General features: G+C 71.2%; 21 protein-coding genes. 8 read left to right on the top strand and 13 right to left on the bottom strand.

Translation table 11 applies throughout. From position 1 onward, the window contains the following. Positions 1-32: 32 nt before the first annotated feature. The 4 genes from AMYNI_RS0117035 to AMYNI_RS0117020 form a co-directional block, all read right to left on the bottom strand. Positions 33-815: an amino acid ABC transporter ATP-binding protein gene (locus AMYNI_RS0117035; RefSeq protein WP_020669233.1), complete on the bottom strand. Its 783-nt coding sequence runs from the start codon at positions 813-815 to the stop codon at positions 33-35. Next, a complete protein-coding gene (locus AMYNI_RS0117030; protein ID WP_020669232.1) occupies positions 815-1,780 on the bottom strand; it encodes an amino acid ABC transporter permease in 966 nt (321 codons plus the stop codon). Before AMYNI_RS0117030 ends, AMYNI_RS0117035 begins: the two co-directional genes overlap by 1 nt. Positions 1,781-1,805: 25 nt before the next feature. Next, entirely contained in the window at positions 1,806-2,738 is a 933-nt protein-coding gene (locus AMYNI_RS0117025) for a transporter substrate-binding domain-containing protein (RefSeq protein WP_020669231.1), read from the bottom strand. Positions 2,739-2,864: 126 nt separating this feature from the next. Further along, positions 2,865-3,770, bottom strand: coding sequence for an ABC transporter substrate-binding protein (locus AMYNI_RS0117020; RefSeq protein ID WP_157357382.1), 906 nt, complete (start codon positions 3,768-3,770; stop codon positions 2,865-2,867). A 49-nt stretch (positions 3,771-3,819) separates the two neighbouring features. On the opposite strand from AMYNI_RS0117020, the gene AMYNI_RS0117015 reads away from it, so the two are divergent. Genes AMYNI_RS0117015 through AMYNI_RS0117005 form a run of 3 tightly spaced genes read left to right on the top strand, consistent with a single transcriptional unit; the run spans position 3,820 to position 7,314 of the window. Then, the gene (locus tag AMYNI_RS0117015) at positions 3,820-5,475 is read left to right on the top strand and encodes a circularly permuted type 2 ATP-grasp protein (protein ID WP_026360562.1); all 1,656 of its coding nucleotides are present in this window, start codon (positions 3,820-3,822) and stop codon (positions 5,473-5,475) included. A 10-nt stretch (positions 5,476-5,485) separates the two neighbouring features. Continuing rightward, on the top strand, positions 5,486-6,433 hold the full coding sequence (locus AMYNI_RS0117010) for an alpha-E domain-containing protein (protein ID WP_020669228.1): 948 nt from the start codon (positions 5,486-5,488) through the stop codon (positions 6,431-6,433). A gap of 5 nt (positions 6,434-6,438) precedes the next feature. After that, positions 6,439-7,314 carry a transglutaminase family protein gene (locus AMYNI_RS0117005; RefSeq protein ID WP_051116520.1) on the top strand — a complete coding sequence of 292 codons (876 nt, stop codon included), beginning with the start codon at positions 6,439-6,441 and terminating at the stop codon, positions 7,312-7,314. A gap of 12 nt (positions 7,315-7,326) precedes the next feature. Here AMYNI_RS0117005 and AMYNI_RS0117000 read toward each other — a convergent pair whose 3' ends face one another. After that, positions 7,327-7,695 carry a VOC family protein gene (locus AMYNI_RS0117000; protein WP_020669226.1) on the bottom strand — a complete coding sequence of 123 codons (369 nt, stop codon included), beginning with the start codon at positions 7,693-7,695 and terminating at the stop codon, positions 7,327-7,329. A 62-nt stretch (positions 7,696-7,757) separates the two neighbouring features. Between AMYNI_RS0117000 and AMYNI_RS0116995 the strand changes: the two genes are divergently transcribed. Further along, positions 7,758-8,204, top strand: coding sequence for a MarR family winged helix-turn-helix transcriptional regulator (locus AMYNI_RS0116995; RefSeq protein WP_020669225.1), 447 nt, complete (start codon positions 7,758-7,760; stop codon positions 8,202-8,204). Positions 8,205-8,398: 194 nt separating this feature from the next. Next, the gene (locus tag AMYNI_RS0116990) at positions 8,399-9,289 is read left to right on the top strand and encodes a helix-turn-helix domain-containing protein (protein ID WP_020669224.1); all 891 of its coding nucleotides are present in this window, start codon (positions 8,399-8,401) and stop codon (positions 9,287-9,289) included. Here AMYNI_RS0116990 and AMYNI_RS0116985 read toward each other — a convergent pair whose 3' ends face one another. The 3 genes from AMYNI_RS0116985 to AMYNI_RS0116975 form a co-directional block, all read right to left on the bottom strand. Then, a complete protein-coding gene (locus tag AMYNI_RS0116985) occupies positions 9,290-10,255 on the bottom strand; it encodes an ArsR/SmtB family transcription factor (RefSeq protein ID WP_020669223.1) in 966 nt (321 codons plus the stop codon). A 144-nt stretch (positions 10,256-10,399) separates the two neighbouring features. Beyond that, positions 10,400-11,401: a FecCD family ABC transporter permease gene (locus tag AMYNI_RS0116980; protein ID WP_020669222.1), complete on the bottom strand. Its 1,002-nt coding sequence runs from the start codon at positions 11,399-11,401 to the stop codon at positions 10,400-10,402. Then, positions 11,398-12,408: a FecCD family ABC transporter permease gene (locus AMYNI_RS0116975; RefSeq protein WP_051116337.1), complete on the bottom strand. Its 1,011-nt coding sequence runs from the start codon at positions 12,406-12,408 to the stop codon at positions 11,398-11,400. Before AMYNI_RS0116975 ends, AMYNI_RS0116980 begins: the two co-directional genes overlap by 4 nt. A 34-nt stretch (positions 12,409-12,442) precedes the next feature. On the opposite strand from AMYNI_RS0116975, the gene AMYNI_RS0116970 reads away from it, so the two are divergent. Next, positions 12,443-13,447: an ABC transporter substrate-binding protein gene (locus AMYNI_RS0116970; RefSeq protein ID WP_245573938.1), complete on the top strand. Its 1,005-nt coding sequence runs from the start codon at positions 12,443-12,445 to the stop codon at positions 13,445-13,447. 65 nt (positions 13,448-13,512) lie between these two features. On the opposite strand, the gene AMYNI_RS0116965 is transcribed toward AMYNI_RS0116970, so the two are convergent. Genes AMYNI_RS0116965 through AMYNI_RS0116950 form a run of 4 tightly spaced genes read right to left on the bottom strand, consistent with a single transcriptional unit; the run spans position 13,513 to position 18,134 of the window. Next, complete coding sequence (locus tag AMYNI_RS0116965) at positions 13,513-14,943, bottom strand: M20/M25/M40 family metallo-hydrolase (RefSeq protein WP_020669219.1); 1,431 nt, start codon at positions 14,941-14,943, stop codon at positions 13,513-13,515. A 7-nt stretch (positions 14,944-14,950) separates the two neighbouring features. Continuing rightward, complete coding sequence (locus tag AMYNI_RS0116960; protein WP_020669218.1) at positions 14,951-16,372, bottom strand: M20/M25/M40 family metallo-hydrolase; 1,422 nt, start codon at positions 16,370-16,372, stop codon at positions 14,951-14,953. A gap of 20 nt (positions 16,373-16,392) precedes the next feature. Further along, on the bottom strand, positions 16,393-17,697 hold the full coding sequence (locus AMYNI_RS0116955) for a hypothetical protein (protein ID WP_020669217.1): 1,305 nt from the start codon (positions 17,695-17,697) through the stop codon (positions 16,393-16,395). Next, positions 17,697-18,134 carry a hypothetical protein gene (locus AMYNI_RS0116950; RefSeq protein WP_157357380.1) on the bottom strand — a complete coding sequence of 146 codons (438 nt, stop codon included), beginning with the start codon at positions 18,132-18,134 and terminating at the stop codon, positions 17,697-17,699. The genes AMYNI_RS0116955 and AMYNI_RS0116950 overlap by 1 nt, the downstream gene beginning before the upstream one ends. Before the next feature lie 116 nt (positions 18,135-18,250). Between AMYNI_RS0116950 and AMYNI_RS44725 the strand changes: the two genes are divergently transcribed. Together AMYNI_RS44725 and AMYNI_RS44720 are read left to right on the top strand one after the other, a co-directional pair. Then, positions 18,251-21,364, top strand: a complete 3,114-nt coding sequence (locus AMYNI_RS44725; protein ID WP_020669215.1) for an AfsR/SARP family transcriptional regulator — start codon at positions 18,251-18,253, stop codon at positions 21,362-21,364. Next, positions 21,354-24,470 (top strand): AfsR/SARP family transcriptional regulator, encoded by a 3,117-nt coding sequence (locus AMYNI_RS44720; RefSeq protein ID WP_020669214.1) that lies wholly within the window; start codon positions 21,354-21,356, stop codon positions 24,468-24,470. Before AMYNI_RS44725 ends, AMYNI_RS44720 begins: the two co-directional genes overlap by 11 nt. Here the strand turns inward: AMYNI_RS44720 and AMYNI_RS49070 are convergent. Next, entirely contained in the window at positions 24,457-24,786 is a 330-nt protein-coding gene (locus AMYNI_RS49070; RefSeq protein ID WP_063713766.1) for a hypothetical protein, read from the bottom strand. The two genes, AMYNI_RS44720 and AMYNI_RS49070, sit on opposite strands and share 14 nt — an antisense overlap. Positions 24,787-24,844: the final 58 nt, after the last annotated feature.

Raw genomic sequence — 24,844 nt, 5'->3', positions numbered from 1 at the left:
TGTTGTCCTGGCAACACTTTCCACTCACGACGTCAGGCGAGGTGGTTGGGGTTGAGGACGCGGGCGAGGAAGCTCTGCGTGCGCTCGTGCTGCGGGTCGCCGATGACCTGCGCGGGCGGGCCCTGCTCGACGACCACGCCGCCGTCCATGAACAGCACCTTGTCCGCGACCTCGCGGGCGAACTGCATCTCGTGCGTGACCACCACCATGGTCATGCCCTCTTCGGCGAGCTGACGCATCACCGCCAGCACGTCCCCGACCAGCTCCGGGTCCAACGCCGAGGTCGGCTCGTCGAACAGCATCAGCTTGGGCCGCATCGCCAGCGCCCTGGCGATCGCGACCCGCTGCTGCTGACCGCCGGAGAGCTGCGCCGGGTAGGCGTCCGCCTTGTCGCCGACGCCGACCCGGTCCAGCAGCTCGCGGGCCTGCTTTTTCGCCTCGGCCTTGCTGTCCCCGCGCACCTGCACCGGCGCCTCGATCACGTTCTCCAGCGCGGTCATGTGCGGGAACAGGTTGAAGCGCTGGAACACCATGCCGATGTCCTTGCGCTGCATGGCAATCTCGCTGTCTTTGAGGGTGTACAGCCTGCCCTCGCGTTCCCGGTAGCCGATCAGGTCGCCGTCCACGTACAGCCGGCCGGCGTCGATCTTCTCCAGGTTGTTGATGCAGCGCAGCAAAGTGGACTTGCCCGAGCCGGAGGGCCCGATCAGGCAGAGCACCTCCCGCTCGTGCACCTCGAGGTCGATGCCCTTGAGCACATCGAGATCACCGAAGCTCTTGCAGATCCGCTGTGCGGAAACCACCGGAGTCGACATCAGACCCCACCTCCGCCGCCGCCGGCGCCCTGTCCACCGCCACCGGAGCCGAACCGGAAGCCCAGCATCCGCGCACCCCACTTCTGCTGCTCTGCCACCGCGTGCGTGCTGCCGCGGGCGAATCGTTTCTCGATCTGTATCTGGATCAGCGTCAGGATCGAGGTCAGGAACAGGTACCAGGCCGCCGCGGTGAGCAGCAGCGGAATGGTCTGGTAGTTCTGCGCGTAGATCTGCTGGACCGCGGTCATCAGCTCGAAGTACCCGATCACCACCACCAGCGACGTGGTCTTCAGCATCGCGATGGTCTCGTTGCCGGTGGGCGGGATGATCACCCGCATCGCCTGCGGCAGCACGATCCGGCGCAGCGTCTTGGACCGGCGCATGCCCAGCGCGCTGGCCGCTTCGAGCTGCCCGCCGTCCACCGACTGGATCCCGCCGCGCACGATCTCCGCCATGTACGCGGCCTCGTTCAGGCCCAGGCCGAGCAGGGAGGCGATGAACGGCGAGATCAGCAGGTTGGTGTCCCAGCTGACGAACTCCGGGCCGAACGGGATGCCGAGGCCCAGCCTCGGGTACGCGGCGGCCAGGAAGTTCCAGATCAGCAGCTGGGTGATCAGCGGGGTGCCGCGGAAGAACCAGATGTAGACCCCGGCCGCACCGGACATCAGCGGGTTCGCGGACAGCCGCATGATGGCCAGCAGCACCCCGCCGACCACCCCGATCAGCATCGAGATGACGGTCAGGATCAGCGTGTTGGTCAGGCCCTTGAGCACCCGGTCGTTGAACAGGTAGTCACCGACGACGTCCCACTGCAGGTTGTCGTTGACCACGATGCTGCGCACCACGATGAACGCGATGAAGAGCACGATCACGCCGGAGACCCAGCGGCCGGGGTGCCGGACCGGGACCGCGTTGATCGGCTCCGGTGTGCGTGCGGGATCGAGTGACCCCGATGGACTGGTCACGTGAAAGCTCCGTGTTTCCGCCCGGTCAGGGCTGGGGGTTGACTTCCGACTTGGTGACAAGACCGACCGGGTTCAGCTTCCACTTGTCCACGATCTTCTTGTACGTACCGTCGTCGATCAGCGCCTGCACCGCGCCCTGGACCGCCTGGCTGTAGTCGCCCTTGCCCTTGGTGACCGCGATGCCGTACGGCGCGCTGTCGTAGGGCTCACCGACGGTCTCCAGCTGGCCCTGGGTCTGCGTCACCGCGTAGTCCACCACCGGCGAGTCGGCCAGCATGGCCTGCGCGCGCTTCGAGGTCAGCGCCAGGTTCACGTCGGTCTGCGCCTGGAACTGCTGCATGGTGATCACCGGCTTGCCGGCACCGACGCAGGTGTCCGAGCGCTTCTGCAGGTCCTCGACCTGGGTGGTGCCCTTCTGCACGGCCACGTTCTTGCCGCAGAGGTCATCCAGGTTGATCTTGTCCGGGTTGCCCTTGAGCACGCCGAGCGAGGTGCCGGCCTTGTAGTAGGACACCATGTCCACGGTCTGCAGGCGTTCGGCGTTGATGGTGAACGAGGACATCGCGAGCTCGTACTTGTTCGCGGCGAGGCCGACGATGATGCCGTCGAAGCTGGCGTTGGCGAACTCGACCCCCAGGCCGAGCTTCTGCGCCACCGCGGTGCCGAGATCCACGTCAAAGCCGACCACCTTGCCGCCGGCGTCGACGAACTCGTTCGGCGGGTAGCTCTGGTCCTGGCCGAACACGATCTTGCCGTCCGCACTCACGTCGGCGGGCACCTGCGCGGCGAGCTTGTCGTCCTTCTGCGCCGCCGGGATCTGCTGGCCGGCTTCCTGGCCACCCGGCTGGGACCCGGCGTCACCGCCCGAACCGTCACCGCCGGCGCCGCACGCCATGCTCAGCCCGGTCAGGGCGAACGCGGGCAGCAAGGCAAGCGCTTTGAGTTTGGATCGCGCCACGATGTCACTCCTAGTAGTTCATACCGGTCGAGTGCCCGCATCCTGCCACTCTTCGGAGCAGGCGCACAGCATCCAGAGGTTACGGGGCCGTTTCTTCGCGGTGCGCACTGCTCCGAACGGTGGCCTTCAGGGCTGCGGGTTGATCTCCGATTTGACCAGCGCACCGGCCGGGTTCAGGCCCCATTTGTCCAGAATCTTGCGGTAGGTCCCGTCCTCGATCAGCGCCTGCAGCGCACCTTGGACGGCCTGGGTGTACCCGGGCCTGCCCTTGGACACCGCCGCCCCGTACGGCGCGGTGTCGTAGGGGTCGCCGACCCGCTCCACCGCGCCCGCGGTCTCCTTGGCCATGTAGTCGACCACCGGCGAGTCGGCGAGCATGGTCTGCGCGCGCTTCGAGGTCAGCGCCAGGTTCGCGTCGGTCTGGGTCTGGAACTGCTGCAGGGTGATCGCCGGCCGGCCGGCGCCGACGCACTGGTCGGACTGCTTCTGCAGGTCCTGCACCTGGATGGTGCCCTTCTGCACGGCCGCGTTCTTGCCGCAGAGCTCGGCCGGGCCGAGCTTGTCCGGGTTGCCCTTGAGCACGGCCATCCCGGTGCCGGCCATGTAGTAGGACACCATGTCCACCGTCTGCAGCCGCTCGGCGGTGATGTTCAGCGACGAGACCACCAGCTCGTACTTGCCGGCGGCCAGGCCGGTGATCATCCCGGGGAAGTCGACGCCGACCAGTTCGGGCTGCAGGCCCAGCTTCTGCACGATGGCCTTGGCGAAGTCCACGTTGAAGCCGACCACGGTGCCGCCGGGGTCGAGGAAGCCGGCCGGTGCCGAGGTGTGGTCCTGGCCGACCACGATCTTGCCGTCCGCGCTGAACTCGGCCGGCACCATGGCCGCCAGCCGGTCGTCCTTGGCCACCACCGGGATCTCCGGGCCGGTCTGGTTCGCCGGGGCCGAACCGTCGGTGCCGTCGCCACCAGCGCCGCAAGCTGTCGCCAGAAACGCGGGTAACAGGGCGAGGGCTAATAGTTTGGGTCGCATGACCAGGCAGTATCGCGCGTCGCACCCTCGGTGAGCGAGGATGTGGACCATGCAAAACAACTCGGCGCCCCGTCTGCCCCTTTCCGGCCGCCGAGCACGGGCCAAGACGGTGCGGCGCGCAGCCCGCCCTGGTTCGCAGTTCGACGGGTACCTGACGCCGCAGCGGCCGCACGCCGGCGCCTACGACGAGATGTTCGCGCCGGACGGCACGGTCCGCTCGCCCTACCGCGCGCTGTACGAGTCGATCGTCGGGCTGGCCGGCACCGACCTCACCGCGCGGGCCGAGGCGCTGGACCGGGCCATGGTGGACCAGGGCATTACGTTTTCCCTGTCCGGCCAGGAACGGCCGTTCCCGCTGGACCTGGTGCCGAGGGTGGTCGCGCCGTCCGAGTGGACGAAACTGGAACGCGGTGTGGCGCAACGGGTTCGCGCGCTGGAGGCGTTCCTCGCCGACGTGTACGGGGACGCCCAGATCCTGCGTGACGGGGTGGTGCCGCGCCGGCTGATCACCTCCTGCGCGCATTTCCAGCGCGAAGCGTTCGGGGTCAACCCGCCCAACGGCGTGCGCATCCACGTGGCCGGGGTGGACCTGGTCCGGGACGAGGAGGGCACCTTCCGGGTGCTGGAGGACAACCTGCGCAACCCGTCCGGGGTGTCCTACGTGATGGAGAACCGGCGCACCATGGCGCGGGTCTTCCCGGACCTGTTCGCCCAGCACCGGGTGCGCCCGGTCGGCGACTACGCGGCCCACCTGCTGCGCGCGCTGCGGGCGGCGGCCGCGCCGAACGTGGCGGACCCGGTGGTCGTGGTGCTCACCCCAGGGGTGCACAACTCGGCCTACTTCGAGCACTCGCTGCTGGCCAGGCTGATGGGCGTGGAACTGGTCGAGGGCAGGGACATGTTCTGCCGGGACAACGTGGTCTACCTGCGCACCACCGAGGGCGAGCGGCCGGTGGACGTGATCTACCGGCGGATCGACGACGAGTTCCTCGACCCGGTGCACTACCGGCCGGACTCGGTGCTCGGCGTCGCCGGGATCCTGAACGCGGCGCGGGCCGGGAACGTGGTGGTGGCCAACGCGGTCGGCAACGGGGTCGGCGACGACAAGCTGGTCTACACCTACGTGCCGGAGCTGGTGAAGTACTACCTCGGCGAGAAACCGCTGATTCCCAACGTGGACACCTTCCGGTGCTGGCTGCCGGACGAGCTGGAGCACGTGCTGGCGCACCTGGACGAGCTGGTGATCAAGCCGGTGGAGGGCTCCGGTGGCTACGGCATCGTGTTCGGCCCGGACTCGAACGCCGCCGAGCTGGCCGCGCTCAAGCGCAAGATCAAGGCCAACCGGCGCGGCTGGATCGCCCAGCCGGTGGTCCAGCTGTCCACCGTTCCGTCCAAAATAGACGGTGACTTCCTGGCGCCGCGGCATGTGGACCTGCGTCCGTTCGCGGTGAACGACGGCAAGGACATCTTCGTGCTGCCCGGCGGGCTGACCAGGGTGGCGCTGCCGGAGGGCAGCCTGATGGTGAACTCCTCGCAGGGCGGCGGCTCGAAGGACACCTGGGTGCTGGCCGCGCGCTCGTCCAGCGCGGAACGCGAGCTGCAGGCGCCCGCGCTCAGCGCGCCGTCGACGGTGGACGGCAGGGCGGCCGAGCAGGGCCCCGAGCTGACCACCGACCAGCAGCAACAACAGCAGCAGTCCCAGTGAGGAGGTCGTAGTGCTGGCACGGAACGCCGAATCGTTGTACTGGATCGGGCGTTATGTGGAACGCGCGGACGACACCGCGCGGATCCTGAACGTCTCGGTGCACCAGTTGCTGGAGGACGCCACCGTCGACCCGGACCACGCCAGCCGCCAGCTGCTCGCGGTGCTCGGCATCCCGCCGGGCGGGCCGACCGAGCTGGACGTGTGGAAGCTGACCGAGCTGGTCGCCTACGCCAAGGACAACGCCAGTTCGATCGTCGGCTCGATCAACTCGGCGCGGGAGAACACCCGCGGCGCCCGCGAGGTGGTCTCCACCGAGCTGTGGGAGTGCCTGAACGCGACCTGGAACGCGGTGCCGGACCGGCAGCGCTACGCCCGCAGGGCAGGGCCGCACGCCTTTCTGTCCTTTGTGGAGGAACGCGCGGCGATGTTCGCCGGGCTGGCCGACTCCACCATGAGCAGGGACGACGGCTGGCTGTTCATGGTGCTCGGCCGGTCGGTGGAACGGGCGGACATGGTGATCCGGCTGCTGCTGTCCAGGGTGGGAGACAAGGCGTCCTCGCCGGGCTGGGTGACCGTGCTGCGTTCGGCCGGCGCGCAGGACACCTACCTGCGCACCTACCGCGGCGCGCTGGACGCCGGGCGGGTGGTGCAGTTCCTGCTGCGCGACACCCTGTTCCCGCGCTCGGTGTTCCACGCGCTGCGCCAGGCGGAGGACTGCCTGAACCAGCTCGACCCGTCGCTGAACAGCCGGGGCAACGAGAAGGCGGAGGCGTTGCGGCTGCTCGGCAGGGCCCGCAGCGAGCTGGAATTCCTGCGGCCTTCGGACCTGCTGGAAGATCTGCCGAAGCGGCTCGGTGAGCTGCAGGAGTCGATCCGGGAGATCGGGGACGCGGTGTCCGTGCAGTACTTCAACACCTCGCCCTGGGTGGCCTGGCGCGGCGCGGAGGTGTCGCTGTGAACTCGATGGCGAGCGAACCGGCGAAGCCGGACCACGGTCCGGGCTGGCAGTTGCGGGTGGTGCACAGCACCGGCTACCACTACGCGCGACCGGCCACCCAGTCCTACAACGAGGCCAGGCTGACCCCGCGCTCGGACCGGCGGCAGAACGTGGTCGCGACCAGGGTGGAGACCACCCCGGCGACCAGGGCGTACCGGTACACCGACTACTGGGGCTCGGTGGTCACCTCCTTCGACCTGCACGCGCCGCACACCGCGTTCACCGTGCTGGCGACCTCGGTGGTGGAGACCGAGCCGCCGGCCGAGCCGATCCGCGACGCCACCTGGCGGGACCTGCGCGGGGACGCGGTGATCGACGAGCACACGGAGTTCCTGACGCCGACGAAGTACACGCCGCGCGACCGCGAGCTGGCCGCGGTGGCGAAGGACCTGCGCAAGGGCAAGGACCCGGCGGACGCGGTGCTGGCGATCACCGGGTGGGTGCACGAGCAGCTGACCTACCGGCCGGGCAGCACCGGGGTGCACAGCACGGCGACCGACGCGTGGAAAGCCCGCGAAGGCGTGTGCCAGGACTACGCGCACGTGACACTGGTGATGCTGCGCTCGATCGGCATTCCGTCGCGGTACGTGTCCGGCTACCTGCACACCCGGCCGTCGGCGAAGCTGGGCGAGACGGTGGCCGGTGAGTCGCACGCCTGGGTGGACGTGTGGACCGGCGGCTGGTGGGCGCACGACCCGACGAACGCGATCGCGGTCGGGCCGAGGCACGTCTGGGTGGCGACCGGCCGGGACTACGCGGACGTGGCACCGCTGAAGGGCATCTTCACCGGCGGCGGTAAGTCCACTTTGGACGTCACGGTGCAGCTGACCAGACTGGCCTAGCTGTTCTGCGCATCAGGTGCGGTCGTGGAGCGTGATCCGGTAGCCGTCGGGGTCGGCGAAGGTGAATGTCCGGCCGAAGGGGCCGTCGATCGGTGCGGAGACGATGGGGTGACCGTCGGCGACCAGAGCGTCGTGAATGGCCTGGACGTCGGTGGCGTGGAGCCAAATCGCGGCACCGATGCCCGGCTGAGCGACGGAGGCGAGATCGGTGCCGGGGATGACGTCGCGGAGCGCGAACGCGATCGGCTTCGTCTCGAAGACGACGGCGTGCGGAGGCCCGGTCGGCGAGCGGACGAGGCCGAGGTACTGCTCGTAGAACGCCTGCGAAACGTCGAGGTCGCGCGCTTGGAGCGAGATGAAGTCGGGACCGGTGGCGGGCATGATGTTGCTCCTTCTCATCGTGTCAGCTTTCTGACACAGCCAATCTATGTCAGGATACTGACATGAGTCAAGACGGTGTCGACCTGAAGACGTCACTGGGCTACCTGCTCAAAGAGGCGTCGAGCGCCCTGCGCGCAGCCATGGAGGAGGTGCTGCGGCCGCTCGGGATGAGCGTGACGCACTACTCCTGCCTCGAACTGCTGGCTCAACGACCGGGCTTGTCGAACTCCGAGCTCGCGCGGGGCGCGTTCGTGACCCGGCAGACGATGAACGTGCTGCTCCAGACCCTGGAACGAGACGGCTACGTGACCAGGCCCGCGGAGGCACCGGTCGGGAAGGTTCTTCCCACCCGGCTCACCCCCCGCGGCCGACAGAACCTGGAGAAAGCGACCGCAGCGGTCCGGTCCGTCGAGGTCAGAATGCTGGCCGGCATGACCGAGGCCGAACAGGCGCACGCGTTCCGGACCCTGCAAAGCATGATCCACTCGCTGCGCGACGACGGTGCATAACCGTTGCACCCCTGGCAATGCCAGTCGCGGATTGGGTGAATTATCGAGGCGCGGATCCGCAATTCGATCTACCGCCCATCGAGAAGCCTTTGACCAGGGGATTCAATATTGCCAATGGTGCAAGCCGGGCACATACGTGTGAATTCGACGTGGCGCGCTCCCGCCGCCGGCGGAAACCGTTCTAGTTTTGCGGAATGGACGAATCCTCCCGCATATCGAACGCCCGTGGCCGTGAGGTCGGCGCCGAGCTGAGAAGAATCCGCGAGGCATCCGGGCTGACCGGCCAGCAGCTCGCCGAGGCACTGGGCTGGTCACCGAGCATGGTCTCGCGCGCCGAGCACGGCAAACGCCCACTGTCCGAAGTGGACGCTCTGCTGTACCTCGCCTGCTGCCGGACCAGCCGCCGTCAGGTGGAACGGGTACGGGAGATCGCGCGGCCGGCGAAGGGGTACTGGCTGCGGCCCTACGGCCTGCAGCCGGCCGAAGAACTGCGCTCGCTGCTCGTGCAGGAGGCCGCCGCGAGCGCGATCACCTGCTACGAACCGACCGTGCTGCCCGACCTGCTGCAAACCGGCGACTACACCCGCGCGCTGCTCGTCTCCGCCGGGCAGGCCGACGACGTCGTGGAGTCGCGGGTGCTCGCCAGGGCCGAGCGGCAGCGGCAGGCCCGCGGCCGGCGGGACCGGCGGCTGGAGTTCTTCGTGCACGAGCACGCGGTGCGCTCGGTGGTCGGCGGGCACCTGGTGATGCACGAGCAGCTGATGCACCTGGCCGCGGCGGGCACCACCCGGCCGCGCTACCTGATCCGGCTGGTGCGCACCTCGGCCGGGCCGTTCGGCGCCCTCGGCTCCGGGTTCTCCGTGCTGGACTTCCCGGACGACCCGCCGGTGGCCTACACCCCGCTGCCCACCGCCGGGCTGTTCGCGGAGAACCCGGCCGACCTGCTGGTCTACCGCCGGCTGCTGACCAGGCTGGACCGGGCCGCGCTGTCCGACGAGGAGTCCAGAAGATGGCTGGCCCAGCTGGCCGTCCGGTACCGGCACATCGAACCCGTCGACGCTGAATCCGAGGCGAAATCGGCCTGATCAGCGCAGCAGCGAACGGCCGCGCAGGGTGAGCGAGTGCCGCGCGGTGCCGCCGGTCCGCGTGGTGTAGATCAGTCCGGCGGTGCGCAGCACGGTGGCGTGCTGACTGGCCCCGGCGGCGGAAATGCCGAGCAGCCCGGCCAGCCCGGTGGTGGAGATCCGCGGCCGCTCGGCGATGGCCCGCAGCACCCTGGCCCGGCCGCGGCCGAACAGCGCGTCCAGCGCGGCGGCGCCGGGACGCTCCCCGGTCAGTGCTCCGCTGTCCGTCGCCGAGATGGGATAGACCAGGGTCGGCGGCCGGCCAGGGTCGCGGAAGGTGATCGGCCGGCCGAGGCAGAAGTAGGACGGGGTCAGGATCAGCCCGCGCCCGCCGAGATGCACCTCCTGGTGCACCGGATAACCGAGCTCCAGCACCGACCCGCGCCACCGCGCGGTCGGATGCAACTCGGCCAGCGCGAGCTTGAGGCCGCCGTGGAAGGCGAGCTGCCCGTACCGGTTCCGTTCCGCGGCCGCGCTCTGCTCCAGCTCCGGCCATAGCGGTGCCAGCGCCGCGGTGTAGTACGAGCGCACGGTCCTGGTCACCGCCGCCACGGCGGCCCGGTCGCCGACCGCGAGCCGGCCCGCCCAGTCGGGCAGCCGTTGCTGACGGGACAACAGCGAGATGTCGGTGCGCAACTGCTCGGCCGGGGTGTCCTCGATCCCGGCCAGGCCGGCGTCGATCCCGGGGGCGGCCGTGGCGGGGGTGAGGAAATCCGCCGAATAGCCCTTCGCCGGGGTGAGCGAGGCCAACTCACGCACCTCGGGCGTGAAGTGCCGCAGTGCCGCGCGGCGCCAGCGGTCGAACGGCCGGACCGGCCGCTCGGTCTGCAGGACGTGCAGGCTGAGCACCACTTCCCAGAGCGGATCCGGACCTTCGGCGAGCCGGATCCGCCCGAGGTCCTCCGCCGTGAAGTGAATTCGCAGCATGAGGGTTATGCACTATCCAGTCGACGGGGGCCGCCCGGAGGGTGGCTCGCGGCGGCTGGATGCCGGCGACGCACGGACGGCGGGCGCACTCGCGGCCGTGCATAACGCTCATTTGAATAAGACACAGGCTCATGGTAAGGACGTTTAGCGGGTCTTTCGCTGGAAAATCAGCATCCACAGCAGATAGGCGCCGCCCAACGCGGCCGCGACCACCCCGACCGGCAGCAGCGACGCGTTCACCAGCCGCTGTCCCAGGTAGTCCGCGGCGACCACCAGGCAGGAGCCGAGGAAGGCGGATGCGACCAGGTTCGGGCCCGGCTTCCTGGTCAGCCGCTTGGCGATCTGCGGGGCGGTCAGCGCGATGAACGGGACCGGACCGGCGGTGGCGGTGGCCATCGCGGTCAGCGCGACCGCGAGCACGAACAGCACCGGCCGCAGCCGCGGCACGTCCACCCCGACCCCGATCGCCGCGTCGTCACCCATCTCCATCATCCGCAGCGGCTTGGCGCAGACGAGCACCGCGGGCACCAGCAGCACCATGGCCACCCCGATCGGCAGCAGATAGCTCCAGTCGCGGCCGGCCAGGTTGCCGACCAGCCAGGTGCTCGCCTGGCTGGCCGCCTCCACCGTGGTGCGGGTGAGCAGGTAGGAGTTGAGCCCGACGAGCACCGAGCTGACCGCGATGCCGATCAGCAGCAGCCGCCCGCTGAGCAGCCCGTGCGGCGCGCACAACGCGGCCACCAGCGCCGCGGTGAGCAGCCCGCCGGTCAGCGCGCCGATCGCGACCGGGCCGGGGCCGCCGCCGATGAGCACGATCACGGCCACGCCGCCGGTGGCCGAGCCGGTGCTGAACCCGATGATGTCCGGGCTGCCGAGCGGGTTGCGGGTCAGCGTCTGGAAGACCGCGCCGGCGAGGCCGAGTGCGGCGCCGACCAGGATCGCCACCAGCACCCGCGGCAGCCGCCCGGTGACCACCAGGTACTGCGCCTTGTTGCCCTGGCCGGCCAGGGTCTTCAGCACTTCGCCTATCGTCAGCGGGAAGTCGCCGGTGCCGACGGACAGCACCGCCAGCGCCAGCGTGAGCAGGATGAACGCGCCGATCACCAGCGCGTTGCGGTCGACGATCCGATGTTCGCGCAGGCTCATTTCCGCACCGCCCGCAGCCGCCGCGCGACGAACAGGAAGGCCAGCCCGCCGACGACGTCGGTCACGATGCCGACCTGGACCTCACCGGGGGCGCCGACCAGCCTGCCCAGCACGTCGCAGCCGAGCAGCAGCACCGGTCCGAGCAGCAGGGACAGCACCAGCACCCAGCGCTCGTCCTGGCCGACCAGCTGCCGGACAAGGTGCGGGATCATCAGCCCGATGAACGCGATCGGCCCGCAGGCCGCGGTGGCGGCCGCGCAGAGCAGGCCGACCGCGACCATGCCGACCAGCCTGGTGACGGCCGGGTTCGCGCCGAGGCCGGTGGCGGCGTCCTCGCCGAGCGCCACCGCGTTGAGCGCGCGGCCGAGCAGCAGCGCCAGCACCACCCCGGCGGCGAAGAACGGCAGCAGCCCGCCGAGCGCGTCGACGTCCCGGTTCGCCAGCGAGCCCGCCAGCCAGAACCGCATCTGATCCAGGTTGTGCGTGTTGATCACCTGCATGGCCTGGTTGATCCCGGCGAACACGGCCTGGATGGCGACCCCGGCCAGCACCAGCCGGATCGGGCTGGCCGCGCCACGGCCACCGCCCACCGCGTACACCAGCGCGGTGCCGCCGAGCGCGCCAACGAAGGCGAACCAGACCAGCTGATCGGGCGCGGAGATGCCGAAGGCCGCGGACGCGGCCACGATCGCCACCGCGGCGCCGTGGTTGACCCCGAGCAGGCCGGGGTCCGCGACCGGGTTCCTGGTGATCGCCTGCATCAGCGCGCCGGCCAGCCCGAGCGCCATGCCCACCAGCACGCCGAGCAGGGTGCGCGGCAGCCGGTCGTCGCGGATGACGGCGTCGGCGTAGCTGCCGTCGTAGGCGAACAGCCCGTGCAGCACCTCGTCCAGGGAAAGCCGGTTGGAGCCGATCGCGATGGACAGCAGCACGATCCCGGCCAGCGCCAGCAGCGCGAAGGCCACCGCGGGAGCACGCACCTTCGAGCGCGCAGCGAGGTCCACCATGCCGCTTAGAGTAAGGCAAGGCTAGCCTTAAGCCATGACCCCATCGAGTATCCGGCTTTCCCGCCGCGGCTTCCTCACCGGTGTGGCCGCGCTCGGCACCACCACCGCACTGGCCGCCTGCGGTTTTCAGGAAGACCAGCCCACCGGCGGCGGCGCCACCTGGGACTACACCGACGACCGCGGCCGCAGCCTGACCGGCGAACGCCCGGCCAGGATCGTCGCACAGGTGACCGCCGCGGCCGCGCTGTGGGAGTACGGGATCCGGCCGATCGGCGTGTTCGGGCCGTCCAAGCTGCCAGACGGCAGGCCGGACCCGCAGGTCGGCGCGGTGGACCTGAACACGGTCACGTCACTGGGCAACGTCTGGGGCGAGTTCAACGCCGACAAGTACCTCTCGCTCAACCCGCAATTGCTGGTCAGCGTGATGTACGTGGACAACGAGCTGTGGTACGTGCCCAAGGAGCAGGCCGGCCAGATCGACAAGGCCGCCCCCAGCGCCGGCATCGACATCCAGGGCCTGACCACACCGCAGGGCATCGAGAAGTTCGCCGCACTGGCCAAGGCCCTCGGCGCCGACCTGAACGCACCCGCGGTGACCGAGGCGAAGGCGGCGTTCCAGCGGGCGGACGCGGAGTTCGCCGAAGTCGCGAAGCGGACGTCGAGCCTGAGGGTGATGGGGATCGCCGCGCTGAAGGACGCGGTGTACGTCGTCAACCCGCCGGCGATGCCGTCGATCAAGCACTTCGCGCAGCAGGGCATGCAGGTGGTGGTGCCGGAGAAGCCGGACGCGACCGGCTACTACGAGCAGCTGAGCTGGGAGAACGTGAACCGCTACCCGGCCGACGTGATCATGTACGACAACCGGTTCGGCTCACTGACCCCGCAGGACCTCACCGGCAACGCCACCTGGTCGCAGCTGCCCGCGGTCAAGGCGGGCCGGCTGATCGGCTGGAACTCCGAGTCGCCGCTGAGCTACCGGGCCTTCACCGACCAGCTGACCAAGGTCACCGCCGACCTCCGCCGCTTCTCCGGCACTTGACCGGCAAATAGCCGACTTTTTGCCCCTGGGGACAAGGGCAAGAAGTCGGCTATTTGCCCTTGGGGTCAGGAGTGCGCGGCGTGGGCGGCGAGGATGTGCGCGACGGCCTCGGTGACGCGCTGGGCCTGCGCCAGGTGCAGCCACTCGTCCGGCACGTGCGCGTTGGAGTCAGGGCCGAGCGCGCCGGTCACCAGGAACTGCGCGTCCGGGTACTTCTCCGCGAGCAGCCCCATGAACGGGATCGAGCCGCCGAGGCCGAGGCTGCTCCACGGCTCGCCGAACACCTGCTCGCTGACCCGCTCCAGCGCGTCCGCCAGCCAGGGCTCGGCGTCCGGCGCGTTCCAGCCGGCGCCGGTCTCCAACCCGGAAAGCTCGACCTTCGCGCCGTAGGGCACGTCGGTGGTGAGCCGCTCCTTGATCGCCGCCAGCGCGGCATGGGCGTCCGCGGTCGGCGGGAGGCGGAAGCTCAGCGCCAGCGTGGTCGAGTCGCGCAGCACGTTGCCGGCGTCGGCGGGCTCCGGCAGACCGGACGCGCCGGTCACGGACAGCGTCGGCCGCCAGGCGTTGTTCAGCATCAGCTCCAGCTCGTCGTCGGCCACCGGGCGGGAGCCTTCGACCAGCGGGAACGTGGTACGGAACGAGCCGGGCGCGAGTGCCGCGGCGGCCTTGGCCTCCTCCTGCCGGTTCGCCGGGATGGGCGCGTTGAGCTCGTCGAGCTTGAGCGCGCCGGTGGCCGCGTCCTCGATCCGGTCCAGCAGCAGGCGCAGCACCCGGAAGGAGCTGACCACCACCCCGCTGGCCAGTCCGGAGTGCTGCGAGGAGTCCAGCACGCGCACGGTGACGTGCACCTGCGCCAACCCGCGCAGGCTGGTGGTCAGCCAGAGCCGCTGGTAGTCGTTGCCACCGGAGTCGAGGCAGATCACGAAGGACACCCGACCCAGCCGGTCTTCCAGGTGCTCCAGGTAGGCGGGCAGGTCCGGGCTGCCGGACTCCTCGCCGGTCTCCAGCAGCACCACCGCCCGCGCGTGCTCGCCGCCCGCCGCGCGGACCGCTTCCAGCGCGGCAATGGCCGCGTACCCGGCGTAACCGTCGTCGGCGGACCCGCGGCCGTAGAGCTTGCCGTCTTCGAGCACCGGCTTCCACGGGCCGAGCCCGTCGGCCCAGCCGCCGACCGGCGGCTGCTTGTCCAGGTGGCCGTAGAGCAGCACGGTGCCCTTGTCTTCCGCTCCGGTACTGGCCGGGACGTCCACCAGCAGCACCGGGGTGCGTCCCGGCAACTGGACGACCTCGAGCGTCGCACCGGGCAACTGCCGCGCGGTGATCCACTCCCGGACGTGCTCCACGGCCGCGGCGAGATGGCCGGAAAGCGCCCAGTCGGCGTCGAACATCGGCGACAGCGCGGGGATCTCCACCAGCGCGGACAGGCTCGGTATCACGTCTTCGGTCCAGAGCCGGGTCACGGTCTCATGTACGATTCGCTGCTCCACGCAGGCCATCCTGCCACTAGGCGGCAGCGTGCGAATGCAGGATCCTGGCCACCGCCTCGGTGACCCGTTCGGTCTGCGCCAGATGCAGCCATTCGTCCGGTACGTGCGCGTTGTTGCCAGGTCCGCGCGGCCCGGTGACCACGAACTGCGCCGCCGGGTACGCGTCCGCGAACAGGCCGAGGAACGGGATGGTGCCGCCCATGCCGAGCGCGCGCCACGGCCTGCCGAACACCTCCGCGCTCGTTTCGTCCAAAGTGGACTCCAGCCAGGGGGCGAGCGCGGGCGCGTTCCAGCCGCTCGCCGCGGCCGGCCTCGCCACCTCGACCCGCGCGCCCATCGGCGGGTCCGCCAGCAGTGCCCGTTGCACCGCCCGCAACGCGACGTCCCCGTCGGTGGTCGGCGGCAGCCGCAGGCTGAGCTTGAGCGTGGTGTAGGGCCGCAACACGTTCCCGGCGTCCTCCAGCGCGGGCAGCCCGGCCGCGCCGGTGACCGAAAGCGTCGTGCGCCAGGTGTTGCCCAGGATCAGCTCGGCCCGGTCGTCCGAAAGCGGGCGGACGCCTTCGGCCAGCGGGAGCGCCGGTTCCAGCAGCCCCTCGGCCACCGCGGCGCGCACCTCGGCCAGCCGGTCCGCCGGCACCTCCGCGTGCAGTTCGGGCAGCTTGAGCTCACCCGTGCGCGGGTCCTCGATCCGGTCCAGCAGCTCCCGCAGCACTCGGAACGAGCTGACCACCATGCCGCTGGCGTGCCCGGAGTGCATCCCGGAGTCCAGCACCCGCACGGTCAGGTCGAGCGACGCCATCCCGCGCAGCGAAGTGGCCAGCCAGAGCCGTTCGTAGTCCCCGCCCGCGATGTCGAGGCAGACCACCAGCCCGACCGTGCCCAGCCGGTCGGCGAGCAGGTCGAGGTACGCGGCCAGATCCGGGCTGCCGGACTCCTCGCAGGCTTCCAGCAGGAGCACCGTCCGGGTGTACGAACCACCCGCCGTGTGCAGCGCCTCCAGCGCGGTCGCCGCGGCGTAGGCCGCGTAGCCGTCGTCGCCGGCGCCGCGGCCGTAGAGCCGGCCGTCCCGGATCACCGGGGTCCACGGGTCCAGTCCCGGCGACCATTCACCGGCCGCGGGCTGCTTGTCCAGATGGCCGTAGATGACCGTAGTGTCACCAGCTTCGCCCGCTGTAGTACCAGCGGTACCGGGTATATCGGCCAGCAGCAGCGGGGTGCGCCCCGGCAGCTCCACCACTTCCACCGACGCGCCGGGTAGCCGCCGCGACTCCAGCCAGCCGCGTACGTGCTCCACGGCCTCGTGCAGGTATTTGCTGCTCACCCAGTCCGCGTCGAAGGCGGGGGAAAGGGCGGGAATCCGGACGAAATCGGACAGGCTGCGCAACGCGTCTCCGCGCCACGCCGTTCGCACCGACGTGCGCAGGCTCTCGGGATCCATCGGCCGCAACCCTACCGGCCCTATCGACGACGACCGCCGAGCAAATTCGCCAGTGTGAGGAAGGCCTGTGCGTTGCCGAGTTCGGCGGCCTCGATCCGGAGCGTGTCCTCACCCTCGATCCGCACCGTCACCGCCGGCGCCGACTTGGCCTCGCCGCCGCTGGTGCCCACCGACACCACCTGCTCCCAGCGGTGCGTCCAGCCCCGGTAGCCGAAACCGTCCCGGCCGAGCAGCACCGAGCCGAGCCGGAAGGTGCGGCCCTTGCCGAACTCGGCTTCGGCCCTGTCCAGCAGATAGCCGGAATGCGTCTCCAGCACGGCGGAGGCAAGCCACTTCCGCGCACCGGGGAAGAGCAGCTCGTTCAGCACCGGCTCGCCGTGCGCCACCACTTCGAAGTCGTGCGTGGCGACCCGGTCCACGTCGTCCCAGTGGTAGGCGGTCACCGAGTTCACCGAATCCACCGCCAGCGCGAAACCGTGGTTGTACAGCGCCAGGCTGTGGAACCCGGTTTCCGAGGTGTACCAACGAGGAGCGCCGTGCAGGCCACGCCGGAACGCGCTCTCCCGCAGCCGGGGCACGCGGCTGGACTCCGGCGGCTGGAGCCGGCCGAGGTCGAGGGAGTGGAACACCCGGCCGAACTGCGGGTTGGCCCGGCGCTGGTGCACCGGCAGCGGTTCGCCGTGCAGCGCGAGGTACTGCTCCTCCGCCAGGTCCAGCAGCAGCATTCGGCTCGGGATCTCGTCCGCCGGCACGTGCAACGCCGCCTGGTGTCTGGCCCCGGAATCGAACAGCAGCAGCCGGTCGGACAGGTCCTGCACCCGGGTCAGCTCCCGCCACCACAGGCTGTACCCCGGCGCGTGCACCCCGCTGGCGTCCAGTTCGAGCGCACCCCACGGGACCCGGCCGCCGCGGTCCAGCGCGGTGCGCACCTCGGCGCCGAGCTGGTCGAACCTGGCGGACACCAGGTCCAGCACCTCGCTGCCGGAAACCCCCGGCCACCGCTCGAAAACCTCCGGGGCGAAGCTCACCTCCTGGCCGACCGCCGGACGGAGGCAGACGCCGGTCAGCACCTTCGTACCTGGCCGCCGCTGCAGGTCGATCCCGGCGATCTCCCGCCACGGCAGCACGTGCAGCTCCCACCGGTTCGGCAGGTAGACCAGGCCGTGCTGGTAGACCGCCAGCACTGCACCCGGGCGCTGCGGTCGTTCCTCGAACAACCGGTATTCAGCGCCGAGCCCGGCCAGCTGCGCGGTCTGGCGAACCTGGCGCACTGCCTTGGAACCGGCGCCGGCACGGGGCGGTGTGCGGCCGAAAACCACGCCCATCACCAGCGCCGCGACGAGCGGAGAAGCTGATCCGGCACGGTCACCGGCTGGGTCCCGTACAGCTCGGTGCGGCGCCGGTAGTCCGCGGCCCTGTCCTCCAGCGAAGATCCGGTTTCGGCGTCCAGCGCACGCGAAACCCTGGCCCCGAGCCGGTCCCGGACGGTCTGCCAGACCAGGTCGAACTCGGCCGCGTGCGCGCCGGTGCGGGCGGCGATGCCGTCGTCTTCGGAACGCAGCCTGGTCAGGTCCTGGCGCAGCTGGCCGAGGATCTCGGCCAGCGCCCTGCCGTGCCCGCCGAGCCGAATACAGGTCTCCACCTCGACCACGCCCTCGTCCGCGTAGATTCTCTTGGCGATCTCCCGCATCTGTTCGATACCGTCGGCCACGATTCCCTCGGCCGCCCGCACCTGGGCCATCTCGATCTCGGAATCCCGCACGGCCACCCCCTTTTCCGGTCCGCGCTTTTCGAACCGCTCGATGCCGGATAGCCTGCTCGGCCGCACTGGGTGGGAACCTTGAACGAACCTTGTACAACACCGACCGGGGAGGGCCGATGGATTTCCGTCTGCTGGGCCCGGTCGAACTGCGCGTGCACGGCGGCCTGCTCGACCTCGGCCCGGCCAAGCAGAAATGCGTTCTCGCGGTGCTGTTGGCGCAGGCCGGGCGGCAGGTTTCGACGGAGAACTTGATCGACAAGGTGTGGGGTGAAACGGCGCCGGGGGAAGTGCGGAACGCGCTCTACAGCTACATCACCCGGCTCCGCCGCAGCCTGCGGTCCGCGGAGATCGAACTGTCCCGCGCCGGCAACGGATATCTGCTGGATGTGTCCCCTGAACGAGTGGATATGCACCGGTTCACCGCTTTGGCCGAACGGGCGCGGCGCGCCGAGGAAAACCGCCCGGAACTGCTCGCCGCGGCTCTGCACGAATGGCACGGCACCCCGCTGGACGGGCTGTCCGGGGACTGGGCGGACCGGCTGCGCGCGGGCCTGCACCGGCAACGGATCGGCGTGCTCACCGACTGGGCCGAGGCCGAACTGGCCGCGGACCGGCCGTCCGGGGTGATCGAGCGGCTCGGCTCGGCGATGGACTCCTACCCGCACGCGGAGCCGCTGATAGCCGGGTTCCTGCGGGCCCTGCACGCGGCGGACCGGACCGCGGAGGCGCTGGAGTACTTCGAGGTTGCCAGGGAACGGCTGCGCTCCGACCTCGGTGTGCTGCCCGGCCCGGCACTGGCCGAAGCGCACGCGGAACTGTTGCGGGGCAAGGCACCCAGCGCGCAAACCGCCGCCGAACCGCCGCCAGCGCTGCCGGCACCCGCCCAGCTGCCCGCCGCGCCGAGCGGGTTCGCCGGGCGCGGCGACGAACTCGCCGCACTGGACGACTTCCTCGGCCTGGAAAGGGAGATCCCCAAGGTCGCGCTGGTCTCCGGGGCCGGCGGGGCCGGCAAGACGGCGCTGGCCGTCACCTGGGCGCACCGGGTCGCCGGGCGGTTCCCGGACGGGCAGCTCTACGTGAACCTGCGCGGCTACGCGCGCGGCGAGCCGATGCGCCCGATCGAGGCGCTGTCCGGGTTCCTGCGGGCGTTGGGCGTGCCCGCCGACGAAATCCCGCTGGACACCGAAGCGGCGTCTGCGCTGTACCGCTCGCTGCTCGCGGACCGGCGGCCGTTGATCCTGCTGGACAACGCGGCCGGCGCGGACCAGATCCGCCCGCTGCTGCCAAGCCGGGCCGGCGGGCTGACCGTGGTGACCAGCCGCGACCGGCTCAGCAGCCTGGTCGCCGAAGCCGGTGCGCGCCGGATCGTGCTCGGCCCGCTGCGCCACCTCGAAGCCGTCGAGGTGCTGGCCGCCAGGCTCGGCGGGACCAGGGTCGCCGACGATCCGGCCGGTGCCGCCGAACTGGCCGGGCTGTGCGGGAACTTCCCGCTCGCGCTGCGCATCGCGGCGGCCAACCTGATCGACCACCCCGGCAGCACGCTCACCGGGTACGCCGCCGAACTGCGCGAGGACAACCCGTTGAGCGCGCTGGAGACCGAGGACGCCAGCGCCGCCGTGCGCGGCACCTTCGACCGGTCCTACCAGCGCCTGCCCGCCGACCAGCGGCGGGTGTTCCGACTGCTGGGGCTGCATCCAGGGCCGGATTTCAGCGCCGAAACCGCGGCCGTGCTGGCCGGACTGCCCGACAACGCGGCGAAACGCGTGCTGCGGGCACTCGCCGCGGCGAACCTGGTGGAGCCGCAGCCGTCCGGCCGGTTCACCTTCCACGACCTGCTCCGCCAGTACGCGGCGGACCGCGCGCAGCACGAGGAGAGCCCAGCCGAGCGAACCGCGGTGGAGGCGAGGCTGGCCGAGTACTACCTGCGCAGCGCCTGCCACGCCGGTGCGGTGGCGGCGCCGACCTTCCCGCGGCTGCCGGTCCCAGACTCGGCCGCCCCGCCGCGCACCTTCGCCGGCGACGACGAGGCGTTCCGCTGGCTGGACACCGAGCTGGCCAACGTGGTGGCCTTCGCCGAAACCGCCGAGCGGGACGGCCGCGGCCACCTCGCGCTGCTGCTGTCGGACAACCTGCGCGGCTACTTCCAGCTGCGCTCGCACCACCTCGAATGGCAGACCGTGACCATGGCCGGGTTGTCCGCCGCCCGGCTGGACGGGGACGTGCGGGCCACGACCGTGGCTCAGGTATCGCTCGGCTACCTGCACCGGATGCGGGAGCGGACCACGGAGGCGCTGCACAGCCTGACCACCGCGCTGACACTGGCCAAGCAGGCCGGCTGGCGGACCGCCGAAGCGGCTTCGCTGGTGCAGCTCGGCGCCGTCTACCACAAGCTGCACCGTTCCGACGAAAGCATCGACTGCCTGCGGCACGCGGTGAAACTGGCCAAGCTGGCCGGCGAACCCGGTATCGAGTGCACCGCCCGCAGCAACCTTGGCAGCGTGTTCTGGCAGCTCGGCCGGTTGCCGGAGGCGGTGGCTCAGCTGGAGCCGGCGCTGACGCTGAGCGAGCGGGCCGGCAACGGCTTCTGGACCGCGAACGCGCACACCAACCTCGGCCTGGCGCTGCTGGACCTCGGCGAGAACGAGCGGGCGATCCGGAACCTCGCCCGCAGCGTGGAGCTCAACCGGCGCACCGGCAACCGCAGCCACGAAGCGAACGCCAGGGTCAATCTGGCGAACGGCCACCTGCAGAGCGGCCGCTACCCGGAGGCCGCCGAACAGGCCGAGCTGGCCCGCGAAATGGCGGTGGAGACCAAGTCGCGCAACGTGCTCGCGGAGGCGCTGAGCCTGCTGGCCACGCTGTCCGGGCACGGCGAAGGCGAGCAGAACGCGCTCAGCCTGCACCGCCAGGCCCTGCAGGCCGGGCACGAGAGCGCCGACCCGCGCGCGCTGGCCGAGGTGGCCACCAGGTTCGCCGAGCGGGCGGACCGGTTCGACGATCTCCGGCTCGCGCTGAGCCTCAACCGGGACAACGGTTTCCGCGTACTGGAGGCGCGCACGCTGCTCGCGCTGGGGGAGTTCGAGGTGCGCGCGGGCAACGGTGCCGAGGCGACCGCGCTGGCCAGGACCGCGCTGGCGTTGTGCCAGGAGATCCAGCACTGGCCCGGCGCGGCGAAAGCGTTGCTGCTGCTGGCGAAGATCGCCTTGTGGCGGGACAAGCGTGACGACTGAGCTGAACGTGCTCGGGTCGGTGGAACTGCGCGCCGACGGGCAGCGGGTGGAGCTCGGTCCGGCGAAACAGCGATGCGTGCTGGCGGTACTGCTGCTCGCGGACGGGCAGGTGTCCACCGGGACGCTGATCGACCGGGTCTGGGGCGAGCGGTCACCGGCCGAGGCGCGAAACGCGCTGTACAGCTATCTGACCAGGCTGCGCAAAGCGTTGCGGGGCAGTGCGGCCGGGGCCGACATCCGACGCTACTCCGGCGGTTACCTGCTCGAGGTGCCGGACGCGCGGGTGGATCTGCGGCGGTTCACCGCGCTCGCCGAACGGGCCGCGGGCGAATCGGATGAGCGGCGGGCCGAGCGGCTCGGTGAAGCGCTGCGGCTGTGGCGCGGCGAGCCGCTGACCGGGCTGTCCGGTGGCTGGGTGGAGCGGGAGCGCGCCGGCCTGCACCGGCTGCGGGTGACGATGCTGGCCGAATGGGCCGGGCTGCGGCTGGCCGCCGGCGCGGCGGCGGAGGTGGTGCACGGGCTGCGCGCCGCGGTCGGCGAGTATCCGCTCGCGGAGGCGCTGACCGCCCGGTTCCTGCTGGCCCTGCACCGGACCGGGGAAACCGGCGAGGCGCTGGACCGCTACGCCGAAACCGTGCGGCGGCTGGCCGAGCAGCTCGGTGCCGAACCGGGTCCGGCGCTGCTCGAAGTGCACCGCGAGCTGGAGTCACCCTCCGCCTCCCGCACCGTGCCCGCCGAGCGGGCCTCCGTGCCGGTACCGGCACAGCTGCCGTCGCCGCCGGCCGGGTTCGTCGGCCGGGACGCGCAGCTCGCTCGGCTGGACGGGCTCGCCGCCGAGCCGCCGGGCATCCTGCTGGTCACCGGCGCGCCGGGGGTCGGCAAGACCGCGCTGGTGCACACCTGGGGCCACCGGGCGGCGGCGAGCTTCCCGGACGGGCAGCTGTACCTGGACCTGCGCGGGCACGCCAAGGTGGAGCCGCTGCGCTCGATCGACGCGCTGTCCACCTTCCTGCGTGCGCTCGGGGTGGCGTCGGCGCGGATCCCGTTCGACGAGAACGCGGCCGCCGGGCTGTACCGCTCGCTGCTGGCCGAGCGGCGGATGCTGGTGGTGCTGGACAACGCGGCCAGCACCGAGCAGGTCCGCCCGCTGCTGCCGGGCACCGCGGGCTGCGTCGCGGTGATCACCAGCCGGGAGCGGCTGTCCGGGTTGCTGGTCGGCGAGGGCGCGCGGCGGATGCGGCTGGACAGCCTGCGCGTGCCGGACGCGGTCGCGCTGCTGGCCGACGGCCTCGGCGCGGACCGGGTGTCCGCCGAGCCGGTGGCCGCCGCCGAGCTGACCGAGCTGTGCGGCTGCCTGCCGCTCGCGTTGCGGATCGCGGTGGCGAACCTGCTCGACGACGACAGCGGTGATATCGCGAACTACGTCGCGGAGCTGCGCACCGAAACCCCGCTGGCCGCGCTGGAGACCGACGGCACCCCGTCCGCGGTGCGCAGCGCGTTCGACCTGTCGTATCACCGGCTCGGCGCCGAGCAGCAGCGGATGTTCCGGCTGCTGGCGAGAAGTCCCGGGCCGGACTTCACCGCGGAGACCGCCGCCGCGCTGGCCGGCACCCGCATCGCCACCGCACGCCGGCTGCTGGACCGGCTGGCCGGGGCGCACCTGATCGAGCCGCGGGACCGTGCCCGGTACGCGTTCCACGACCTGCTGCGGCAGTACGCGATCGAGCAGGGCACCGGGGAGGATTTCGGGCCGGCGCTGCACCGGCTCGGGGAGCACTATCTGCGCTCGGCGGACCGGGCGACCCGGCTGGCCGCGCCGGCGCTGGCGCCACCGGAACTGCCCGCGCCGCAAGGGGTCGCGGTGGCCGAGTTCCCCGAGGAGCGGGCGGCGCTGGAATGGCTGGACGACGAGCGGCCGAACCTGGTGGCCTGCTGTCTCGCCGCGACCGCGCTGGGCAGGCCGGAGCTGAGCTGGCTGCTCTGCGGGGTGCTGCGCGGCTACTTCCAGATCCGCTCGTACCACGCGGACTGGCGCAGCGTGGTGCACGCCGGGGTGGCCGCGGCGGACCTGCACGGCACTCCGGCGAATCGGGCGCTGGCCCAGCTTGGCCTCGGTTATCTGCACCGGTATCGCGGGGACGAGCAGGCCGCGGCGGTGTTCAGCACGGCGCGAGAGCTGGCGTCCGGGGCGGGCTGGCGGCTCGGCGAGGCGGCCGCGCTGGCTCAGCTCGGCCTGATCTACCCGAAGCTGGACCGGCCGGAGGACGCGGTGGACGTGCTGCTGCGGGCGGTGGCGGTCGGCCGCGAGGAGGGTGACGCGGCGATCGAGGGCGCGGCGCACGGCAACCTCGGCACGGTGTACGTGCGGCTCGGCCAGCCGCGTCGGGCGCTGCCGCACCTGTTCCGCGAGCTGGAGCTGCTCGAGCTGGCGGGTTCGCGGTTCCGGGAGGCCAACGCGCTGACCGACCTCGGCCTGGCGCACGCCCAGCTCGGCGAGTACCCGCCGGCGATCCGGCGGCATCGGCGGGCGCTGGAGTTGGCCACCGCACTCGGGCACCGGCCGATGCTGGCCAACGCCCAGGTCAACCTGGCCGCCGCCTACCTGGAGTCCGGCTTGCTCGCGGAAGCGGCCGAGCAGGCCGGGCCGGCGCTGCGGCTGGCGAAGCAGCTGCGCGTGCGCGACACCGAGGCGGAGGCGCTGAGCGTGCTCGCCGCCGCCGTCGATCCCGGCCGGCACCCCGAGGCGCTGCTGGCCGCGCGGGAGTGCGACGACCACCGCCTGCTGGCGGAGGTCGCCACCCGGTACGCCGAGCGGGACGGCGCCGAACCGTCCGATGTGGACGATGCGCTGGCGGTCGCGCGGGCTCACGGGTACCGGATCTTCGAAGCCCGCGCGCTGCTCGTCCAGTCCAGGCTGCTGGGCGACCCCGGCCCGGCGCAGCGTTCGCTGGCGCTGTGCCGCGAGACCGGCTACCGGCCTGGCGAAGCACGCGCGCTCCTGCTGCTGGACCGGAGCAGCACCGAACTCCGGACCGCGCTCGCGTTGTTCGAGGAGATGGACCTGCCCGAGGCCGCCGAGGCGCGTGCACGGCTCAGCCCTTCCTGAACTTGGCCAGATGCGCGCGGGTCCACCGCTGCCCGACCTCGGCAAGGGTCTCCGCGGACCAGGTCCCGCTGATCGGCACCCCGGGCCACAGCAGCATCCGCGACCCGTGGATCGACCCGTGCTCCACCCGCATCCGCTGCTCCCCGCGAGCCCAGGTGAAGACGAAGTGCGCGTACATGAAGACCCACGCCGGCCGTCCCCCGAAGGCGACCTGGACCGGCCCCTCGGTCGGGTAGGGCGCCGCGTACACCCTGTGCCTGCGGCCCCTGCCGTCGGTGAACTCGACCGGCGTCATCCCCGGGGTCAGCTCATTCATGCCCCGAGGCTAGAAAGTGCCACGGGGAAAGGCGATCACGAACCACGCACCCGCATAA

The sequence above is a fragment of the Amycolatopsis nigrescens CSC17Ta-90 genome, assembly GCF_000384315.1.
GTDB classification, from domain to species: domain Bacteria; phylum Actinomycetota; class Actinomycetes; order Mycobacteriales; family Pseudonocardiaceae; genus Amycolatopsis; species Amycolatopsis nigrescens.
This window is presented reverse-complemented; position numbering and strand designations above follow the sequence as displayed.